This window comes from Sphaerotilus uruguayifluvii, from assembly GCF_013294065.1.
GTDB classification, from domain to species: Bacteria; Pseudomonadota; Gammaproteobacteria; order Burkholderiales; family Burkholderiaceae_C; genus Sphaerotilus; species Sphaerotilus uruguayifluvii.
In genome coordinates this window covers 88923-97251 of sequence record NZ_JABSNM010000003.1, presented here as the reverse complement: position 1 = coordinate 97251, position 8329 = coordinate 88923, and the positions used below count along the sequence as shown (strand labels likewise).

Below are 8329 nucleotides of genomic sequence, written 5' to 3'. Positions count from 1 at the left end.
AGACGCTGGGGGGTGCTCATCCCGCCCCGTGACATGAGCACCCCCCCGAAAGAACACTGAAAGCGTCGCATCAGTTCTTGAACGTAATCAATCGGAATTCCCATGAAAGAAGCCAGCAACAACAGCAACAGCAACAGCAACACCACGACCGGGGGCACGTCCCCGGTGCAATTCCTGTCCGTGAATGATGTCATGGCACTGACGCGCACCGGCCGGACCTGGCTGTATGCACGCATGAAAGACGAGGTTGACCCCTTCCCGGCGCCGGTGCGGTTTTCGCCTCGCTGCGTGCGCTGGTCGGCGTCCGAGGTCAACGCATGGATGGGCCGCCGGGTAGACGGCAAGTCCGCCGACCTGGTGGAGCAGGCGAAGGGCGGAGCCTGAGAAGGCATGACGATGGACCACGACGACGAAACCGGCCCGACGCTGGCGGACTGCCGCGCCTGGTGCGTGTCCTTCCTTGAGGGGGTCGCCGACTTCCTCCAGTCGCATGACTGCGTGAACCGGCGTGAATTCAAGTACCGGGCGAACCCGGGCGAGCTGTACCGGGTGACGTTCGATCACCGGGGCGTGATCCGGGTGACGGAATGGGCCACGGGGCGCCATGTGGTCACGTCCCTTCCCGGCCGGCCGACTGAACCGAACATGGGCATTGCGCCTGCTGCCCTGGGCATCACTGCCCGGGTGATTCCGTTCCCCGGGGGCAACGCATGAGCGCGCATCACCGCGAGATCACGCCCGACCTGGTTGAACAGGCCCTGTCCTTCATCCCGCCCGACATCGGGCACGACGAGCGGGTCAGGGTCGCTTTCGCTGTCTTCGACGGGCTGGGCACGGGTGGCGGCGACGCCTGGAAGGCATGGGCCGGCCGGCGCCAGAAGCCGAGCGAGGCGGAAGACGCCGCGACCTGGCGCAGCGCCTGCAAGCCTGGCGGCAAGGTCAAGGTGTCAACCCTGTTCCACATCGCCAAGCAGCACGGCTTCAGGTTCCCGCGTGCCGAGCGTGACGGGCAGCCGCAGCGGGCCGGCCGGCCGGCGCCGAGCGCCGACGAGATCGCGGCGCAGCGTGCCGAGCGCGAGCGCCTGGAAGTCGAGGAAGCGGCGGCGCTGCTGGCCGAACACGAGGAAGCGGCCCGGCGCTGCGCCGAACTGTGGGAGAAGGCCAGCGAGACACCCGCAGCCGAGGGCGTGCCCTACCTGCAGCGCAAGGGCGTGCAGGGGCTGGGCCTGCGCTACCTGCACGACGGCACGGCGCTGGTGCCCATGCGGGACGCTGCCGGCAAGCTGTGGAGCCTTCAGCGCCTTCTGCCGGCCGACCTGGTGGACAAGGAATCCGGCGAGGTGATCGGCTGCAAGCTCTACGGCCCGCCCCCGCGCAAGGGCGGGCGCGACAAGGTGCGATCCCGCAAGACCGGCTTGTTCCACCTGGTCGGCCTGCCGGCCGATGCCGACCCCCTGGCCGTGTCCCTGGTGCTGGTCTGCGAGGGCTACGCCACCGGGGCGAGCCTGCACCAAGCCACGGGGCACCCGGTGGCCGTGGCCTTCGATGGTGGCAACCTGCGGCACGTCGTGGGGGCGCTGAACGGGCGATTCCCTGCGGCGCGGCTGCTGATCTGCGGCGATGACGACAAGCCGACCGAGGCCCGCGGCAAGGGCAACCCGGGCCGCAAGTCCGCAGCCGCTGCAGCCCGTGAGATCCGGGCGGCCGGCGCCCTGGCCCGTGTTGTCTTGCCCGAGGGCCTGCCGGATGGCGGGTCCGACTTCAACGACCTGCACCAGTCGGCCGGCCTGGCTGCGGTGGTCGATCAGGTCGGCGCGGCGGTCGCCGAGCTGCTGCAGGCCGATGCCGCCGAGCTGGCCGACACCCCCGACGATGCGCCGGCCGATGCCTCGCCCCCCTGGAGCGATGACCCGGCCCCGAGCGGCGACGATCAGCGCCCCGAGCCCCCGCCCGAGGATGAGCCCGCCAGCAGCGCCAGCAGGCCCGCCAAGCCCCGGGGCAAGGCCGGCAAAGGGGCCGGCAAGGGCCGCAGCGGATCGGGTGACGGCGACAGCGCCAGCAGCGCCACGGACGACGGTTTCCGGCTCGATGACCGGGGCGTGTGGTACCTGCCGAAAGACGCCGAGGGCAACCCGAAGAAGCCGATCTGGTTGTCGTCCCCTCTGCAGGTGACGGCGATCAGCCGCGCCACGGACGGCAACGGCTGGGGCTTCCTGGCTGAGTTCACCGACCGGGACGACCGCCCGAAGGCGTGGGCGATTCCTGCGGCGCTGCTGGCGAGCGATGGCGCTGAATGGTTCGCTCGGCTGCGTGACATGGGCTTGCGAACCAGCGTGACCCGTGGCGCCCGGTCCCTGCTGGCGCAGTACATCGACACCCGCAACCCGTCGGAGCGGATCACCAGCACCGACCGCACCGGCTGGCATGACGGGCGGGTGTTCGTCACGCCCAGCGCCAGCATCGCAGCGACCGGGGCGGGCCGGCAGTTCGTGTTCCAGTCGGAAAGCAGCGTGGAGGACACGCTATCGACGGCGGGCGACTTCGACACCTGGCGCGATGCCGTGGCGCGGCGCTGCGTGGGCAACAGCCGGTTGTCATTCGTGCTGTCCTGCGCCTTCGCGGCTCCCCTCGCGCATGTGCTGGGCGTGCCCACGGGCGGATTTCACCTGCAGGGTGATTCGAGCCTGGGCAAGACGACCGCCCTACTTGTGGCGGCGAGCGTGTGGGGCTCGCACAAGTTCAAGCGGCAATGGCGCCAGACAGACAACGCCCTGGAGTCGGTCGCGGCGCAGCACTGCGACCTGCTGCTGATCCTTGACGAGATCGGGCAGGCGGACGGGCGCATCGTCGGGGAGTGCGTCTACATGCTCGGCAACGAGATGGAGAAGGGCCGCGCCACCCGGGGCGGCATGGCCCGGCGTGTGCGCACCTGGCGCCTGCTGTTCCTGAGCAGCGGGGAAAAGAGCCTGTCCGACTACATGCGCGAGGCCGGGCGCAAGGTCAACGAGGGGCAAGAGGTGCGCATGCCGTCGATCGTCGCGGATGCTGGCGCTGGGCTCGGCATGCTGGAAGCCCTGCACGACCAGCAGAGCGGGCGCGACTTCTCCGACACCCTGCAGCGGGTCACGGCATCGCACCACGGGCACGCGGGCCGGCGCTGGCTGCAGCACCTGGCCGACCGGATGGACAACCTGGAAGGCGAGGCCGGCGAGCTGGTCGGCCAGTTCGAGGACGCGGCCGTGCCGCAGTACGCGCACCCGCAGGTGTGGCGGGTGGCCCGGCGCTTCGCCCTGGCGGCTGCAGCCGGCGAGATGGCGACCCGTGCCGGCCTGACCGGCTGGCCCGATGGCGAGGCGATGGCCGGGGCGCGGCGCTGCTTCGAGGCGTGGCTTTCCTTGCGGGGGCACACGGGCAGCGGCGAGAAGGTCGCGGCGCTGCTGCAGGTCCGCGCCTTCCTGGAAAAGAACGGGGATGCGCTGTTCACCTGGTGGCACCGGGCGACCGACGATCACCGGCCGAACACGGCTCTACGGGTCGGCTTCAAACGGTGGGTGAACGCCAACGGCGAGCCGGTCAAGCGGACCACGGCGGATGACTACTGCGACGCGCGCGCCCCCGATGGCGGGCGCAGCATGGATGACGATTCTCTGTCCCTGGAATACCTGGTTCTGCCTGAGCAGTTCCGCTCCGAGGTGTGCAAGGGCCTGCGGCCCGACTTCGTGGCGCAGGTGCTGAAGGACGCGGGGTGTCTGAACCATGAAAAGGGCCGGTTGACCCGGAACCATCGGTTGCCGGGCATGGGCTCCACCAAGGTGTTTCACATCCTGCCGGCGGTCTTCTCTGTTGACGTGGAAGGGCTGGAAGCATGAGAGAGACATTCACGCCACCTGCCGAGCTGGCGCCCGCGGCGGATGCCGCTGAGTCGGTGCTGATCTGGGCAGAGGATGCCGCCCGCCGGCTCCTGGAGCGGGACAGCCCGGCCAGTGCGCCCGAGCTGCTGCGGCGCGTGGCGCAGGGGGGCGCAGTGCTGCGGCTCACCCTGTCGGGGTCGGTCCAGCGGTGCGCGCTGCTGCTGCAGGTGGTCGAGGCCGGCCACGGCGGCGACTGCTGCAGGTCGGTGCCCGTGCCCGATGACCTGGCCGCCGAGCTGCCCCCCGTCCTCCTGGCGCTGCTGCACATGGTGGACGTGGCCCGCACGAGCGGCCGGCGGCCGGCCCGGCGCCTGGTGGCCCTGTCCCGGTCGGTCGAGGCCAGCAGCGCCGGAATCGTGTTCCGGGTTGACCTGCGCGGCTCGCTCGCCTGCATCGCGGCGACCGACCCGGGCGGGATCGTATTGATGCGGGCCGCATGCCTGCGAGAAGGGCCGGGCATGGACGCCCGGCCGTCCATTCACTGAGGGAAAAGACATGAACGACACCCAGACCATGAACCCGCAACCGCTGTCTATCGTCGGCGTGGACATCGCACAGGACGAATGCGGGCGCTACTCGCTGAACGATCTGCACCGGGCTGCGGGCGGCGCCGAAAAAGACAAGCCCGCGAACTTCCTTCGGGCTGACGGTGTGGCGGCGTTCATCGCCGAGCTTGACCGTACCGATGCTCAAAATCGAGCATCGGTATCAAGCACCAAGGGCGGACTGAATCAAGGCACCTACGGCACCCGCCTGGTGGTCCTGCGCTATGCCGCATGGATCGCGCCCGCCTTCGAGGTGCAGGTTTACCGCTGCTTCGACGAGATGACGCAGGGCCGGGCCGACGCCTACCGGGTCAGCGATGACGCGCGGCGCGTGCGCGAGGTGTTCGCGGCGGCGGCGATGCCGTCGCGGGCGATGGGACTGAAGGGCGCGGCCCGGGTCGAGTCTGTGCGGGCGGTGGTGGCCGACATCGCGCCCGACCTGCTGCACCTGGTGCCGGATCGGCCTGCCCCGAAGGGCAAGCCCGATGAACCGAGCCCGGCCGACCTGGTGGCCGTCGTGCGTGACTGGCTGCGCCAGTACGGGCCGGCGTTGCCCGCTTTTTGAAGTGAGGATGTTTGCGACGTGCTGCGGTGCACGTCATCGGGCCTGCCTCATCGACCAAGCGCCCAGCATCTCGCAGCGCCGCAGCCAAGGCACCTGCGTTCTAGCCCTGTCAGATGACGGAACCGAACGTATGCGAGCTAATGATGTACTCGCCCCGGTCGCTGTCGATGAAGTCAGCCGCTGCCCCGGTGTAGTTGCTGTTGCGGCCCGCAGCGATCAGCAGATCGGGCTCCGTTCGCGTCAAGTCGCCGTGACGAAGCACACGAAGAACGCCAGAACTCTGACGACACAATCAAATTGATCACTTCTCTCAGTGAAAATTTGAAAATTTCAGGGGTAAAAGATGCATGTGAACTACGACTTTCTTCAGTTCGATAAGGCAAGACTGCGCGCAACTGAAGCAGCTTGGCTCGATGATGCGGAACAGGAGTACGCCTTTCCGGGCACCGTTGAAGCACACATGACGTGGCTTGAGAACCACACTGAACATGTAGAAGGAGAGGGTGTAGCTTACGGAGTGTTCCCTCCTGAAGGAGGTGCTGTCGCCGTAGCAACATGCAAGTGCATCTTCCGGGGGTATGCCAAGAGCACTCAGTGGGTCAAGTTCATCAGCATGACGTTGCGACCTGAGCTGGAAAACCGCCTTGATGGCGGAGAGGTTCACGCTCTCCGAGTCGCGATTGATGCATACAGAGCTGCCGTCTTCGGGGTCATGCGCTTGATGAGCGAACAGAAAGCACCCATCATGAAGATATACGGAAGAAGTCACGACCAGTTACGATTGCTCCAGCAGTTGGCCGTCGACCTAGACGATAACGAGGACTTCAGCGAGCACCACACCTCGAAGATTGAGGGTCGCTGGCTAGTCATTGGTCCTCGCTGCTAAACATCCGACGAATCGCATCAACCACAGCAAGCCAGAACCATGAATGTCACTACGCTGTTCCCAACGCAACAACAGACCTCCCTGTCGCCTGTAGCCATCGAAGCCTTCTGCAAGGTTTTTGATCAACGGATTGCACAGATGACAGAGGCACAACTGAGATCTCTGGTCGAAGGCTATCGTGCGTGGAACACGGCGCCGGAGGCCGTCAAGGCCGCATGAGTCGTCAGACGGACTCAAAAGCCGGCGGAATGCCGGCTTTTTGTTGCCTGTACTACGGCGTCTCTGCTTGGTGGTCCCGCACTATGGACACGGATCGTGCTTGCCTTCGAGGTGCAGGTTTACCGCTGCTTTGATGAGATGACGTAGGGCCGGGCCGGCGCCTAACGGATCAACGATGATGTGCGGCGCGTGCGGGCGGTGGTGGCCGACATCGCGCCCGACCTGCTGCACCTGGTGCCGGATCGGCCCGCCCCGAAGGGAAAGCCCGATGAGCCGAGCCCGGCCGACCTGGTGGCCGTCGTGCGTGACTGGCTGCACCAGCACGGGCCGGCGCTGCCCGATCTGCTGGCGCTGCGGGCCGCAGCAGCAGCGACACCGGGGCAGCGGATGGCGGCGGCCGACTTCATGGACGATGCCCGGGGCGAGTACGTCATAAGTGCGCATACGTTCGCTTCCGTCATCTGCAAGGGCTGGAATGCGGGTGCCGTGGCTGCGGCTCTGCGAGATGCCGGGCACCTGATCCATGAGGCAGGCCGGATGACGCGAACCCGGCGCATGCCGGGCGGGGGCATGGCGAAGTTCTACACGGTCCGGGCGGCGCTGCTGTCCTGACCCGAGGGGTTGCGGCCCCTTGCCTCCACCTGAGCCGGCCCCGTGCCGGCTTTCGTGCTTCTGGCCGGCGCCCAGCGCCAGCAGCGGATCGCAGGGGCGCTGACCTGGCCGGGCGGTGCGCTGGGCGTCAGCCTGGCTGCGGCTGCGCTACGGGGCCGGCAGGCCCGGCCGCTGGCACGTCGAGGCGCTGGCGCTGCTGCCGGCCGGCGCCGAGCTGGTCGAGGTCGAGGGCCTGCCTCCTGGTGCTGCAGGCTGTGGCCGGCGCCCAGCGCCAGCAGCGGGAGGACGGTTGTTCCCGCGATCCTGCCGACTGTTCCCAATGCTGTTCCCGATGGCCCTTCGTCGGATCGGACGCATGCGGGCCAATGCGAACAATTTTCGGCCTTTCGTTCCCGTGTTCCCGATGCCAAAGCAGCCGGGAAGGCTTCGCGAGGTGCGTTTTCTGCGTCGAGGCGCTGGCGCTGCTGGCCGGCCGGTGTCGGACTGGTCGAGGTCGAGGGCCTGCCCCCTGGTGCGTCAGGCGGTGGCCGACACCCTGCGCCAGCCGTGGAAGGACGGTTGTTCCCGCGATCCTGCCGGCTGTTCCCAACGTTGTTCCCGATGGCCCTTCGTCGGATCGGACGCATGCGGACCCATGCGAACAATTTTCGGCCTTTCGTTCCCGTGTTCCCGCTGTTCCCGAGGCCAAAGCAGCCGGGAAGGCTTCGCAAGGTGCGTTTTCTGCGTCGAGGCGCTGGCGCTGCTGGCCGGCGCCGGGCTGGTCGAGGGCCTGCCTCCTGGTGCTGGGGTCGGTGGTCGGACAGCCCTTGCCGGTTACATGGCCGGCCGGTCGCGGCGCTTCCAGCATCGGCAGGGGTCCGAAAAGTTACAGCGCCTGCCCTGCGATGTGTCCGGAAACTTCGCGTACCGTTACTCTCGATAATCCAGAGTTATCGCTAGTAATCCGACTTATCAGACCGCTCGGCAGGTACGGCGCACCGTAACCGTGCCACCGAGAAAAAGGGAATCGGGTTACATGGTGGCCGGTGCCGGGCCGGGGGCGGCTGGTCGCAGTCGGCACCAGCGCCAGCAGCAGACCGCAGGAGGTGCCGACCTGGCCGGGCGTTGCGCTGGGCGTCAGCCTGGCTGCGGCCGCGCCACGGGGCCGGCAGGCCCGGCCGTGGGCACGTCGAGGCGCTGGCGCTGCTGCCGGCCGGTGCCGGGCTGGTCGAGGTCGAGGGCCTGCCTCCTGGTGCTGTGGTGGCCGGTGCCCAGCGCCAGCAGCGGGCCGCAGGGGCGCTGACCTGGCCGGGCGGTGCGCTGGGCGTCAGCCTCGCTGCGGCTGTGCCACGGGGCCGGCAGGCCCGGCCGCGAGCACGTCGAGGCGCTGGCGCTGCTGGCCTGGCCGGTGCTGAGCTGGTCGAGGTCGAGGGCCTGCCTCCTGGTGCTGTGGTGGTCGGTGCCCAGCGCCAGCAGCAGACCGCAGGGGGCGTGATCGGGGAGGGTGGCGGGTGTTCCGCTGGTGTGCCGATTGGGGGCAACAGGGTTCCGAAGATGGGGGCAACATGGTGTTTTTCGTCGTTCCCTCATTCGGAAATTCTTCCCTGTCGGG

At 68.1% G+C, this 8329-nt stretch carries 9 protein-coding genes; 8 read left to right on the top strand and 1 reads right to left on the bottom strand.

The window, feature by feature from the left end:
* Window positions 1-102: 102 nt before the first annotated feature.
* The 8 genes from HNQ01_RS04510 to HNQ01_RS04475 all read left to right on the top strand — a co-directional run bounded on the left by HNQ01_RS04510 (window position 103) and on the right by HNQ01_RS04475 (window position 6738).
* The gene (locus HNQ01_RS04510; RefSeq protein WP_173804179.1) at window positions 103-384 is read left to right on the top strand and encodes a helix-turn-helix transcriptional regulator; all 282 of its coding nucleotides are present in this window, start codon (window positions 103-105) and stop codon (window positions 382-384) included.
* 12 nt (window positions 385-396) lie between these two features.
* On the top strand, window positions 397-714 hold the full coding sequence (locus tag HNQ01_RS04505; protein WP_173804178.1) for a hypothetical protein: 318 nt from the start codon (window positions 397-399) through the stop codon (window positions 712-714).
* Window positions 711-3869: a DUF927 domain-containing protein gene (locus HNQ01_RS04500; RefSeq protein ID WP_173804177.1), complete on the top strand. Its 3159-nt coding sequence runs from the start codon at window positions 711-713 to the stop codon at window positions 3867-3869. Before HNQ01_RS04505 ends, HNQ01_RS04500 begins: the two co-directional genes overlap by 4 nt.
* A complete protein-coding gene (locus tag HNQ01_RS04495) occupies window positions 3866-4396 on the top strand; it encodes a hypothetical protein (protein WP_173804176.1) in 531 nt (176 codons plus the stop codon). The genes HNQ01_RS04500 and HNQ01_RS04495 overlap by 4 nt, the downstream gene beginning before the upstream one ends.
* A gap of 10 nt (window positions 4397-4406) precedes the next feature.
* On the top strand, window positions 4407-5021 hold the full coding sequence (locus HNQ01_RS04490) for a KilA-N domain-containing protein (RefSeq protein WP_173804175.1): 615 nt from the start codon (window positions 4407-4409) through the stop codon (window positions 5019-5021).
* 343 nt (window positions 5022-5364) lie between these two features.
* Window positions 5365-5907 carry a hypothetical protein gene (locus tag HNQ01_RS04485; RefSeq protein ID WP_217427401.1) on the top strand — a complete coding sequence of 181 codons (543 nt, stop codon included), beginning with the start codon at window positions 5365-5367 and terminating at the stop codon, window positions 5905-5907.
* Between the two features lie 39 nt (window positions 5908-5946).
* The gene (locus HNQ01_RS04480) at window positions 5947-6126 is read left to right on the top strand and encodes a hypothetical protein (RefSeq protein WP_173804173.1); all 180 of its coding nucleotides are present in this window, start codon (window positions 5947-5949) and stop codon (window positions 6124-6126) included.
* Window positions 6127-6327: 201 nt separating this feature from the next.
* The gene (locus HNQ01_RS04475) at window positions 6328-6738 is read left to right on the top strand and encodes a hypothetical protein (RefSeq protein ID WP_173804172.1); all 411 of its coding nucleotides are present in this window, start codon (window positions 6328-6330) and stop codon (window positions 6736-6738) included.
* A 1116-nt stretch (window positions 6739-7854) separates the two neighbouring features.
* Here HNQ01_RS04475 and HNQ01_RS04470 read toward each other — a convergent pair.
* Window positions 7855-8307, bottom strand: coding sequence for a hypothetical protein (locus tag HNQ01_RS04470; RefSeq protein WP_173804171.1), 453 nt, complete (start codon window positions 8305-8307; stop codon window positions 7855-7857).
* Window positions 8308-8329 lie beyond the last annotated feature (22 nt).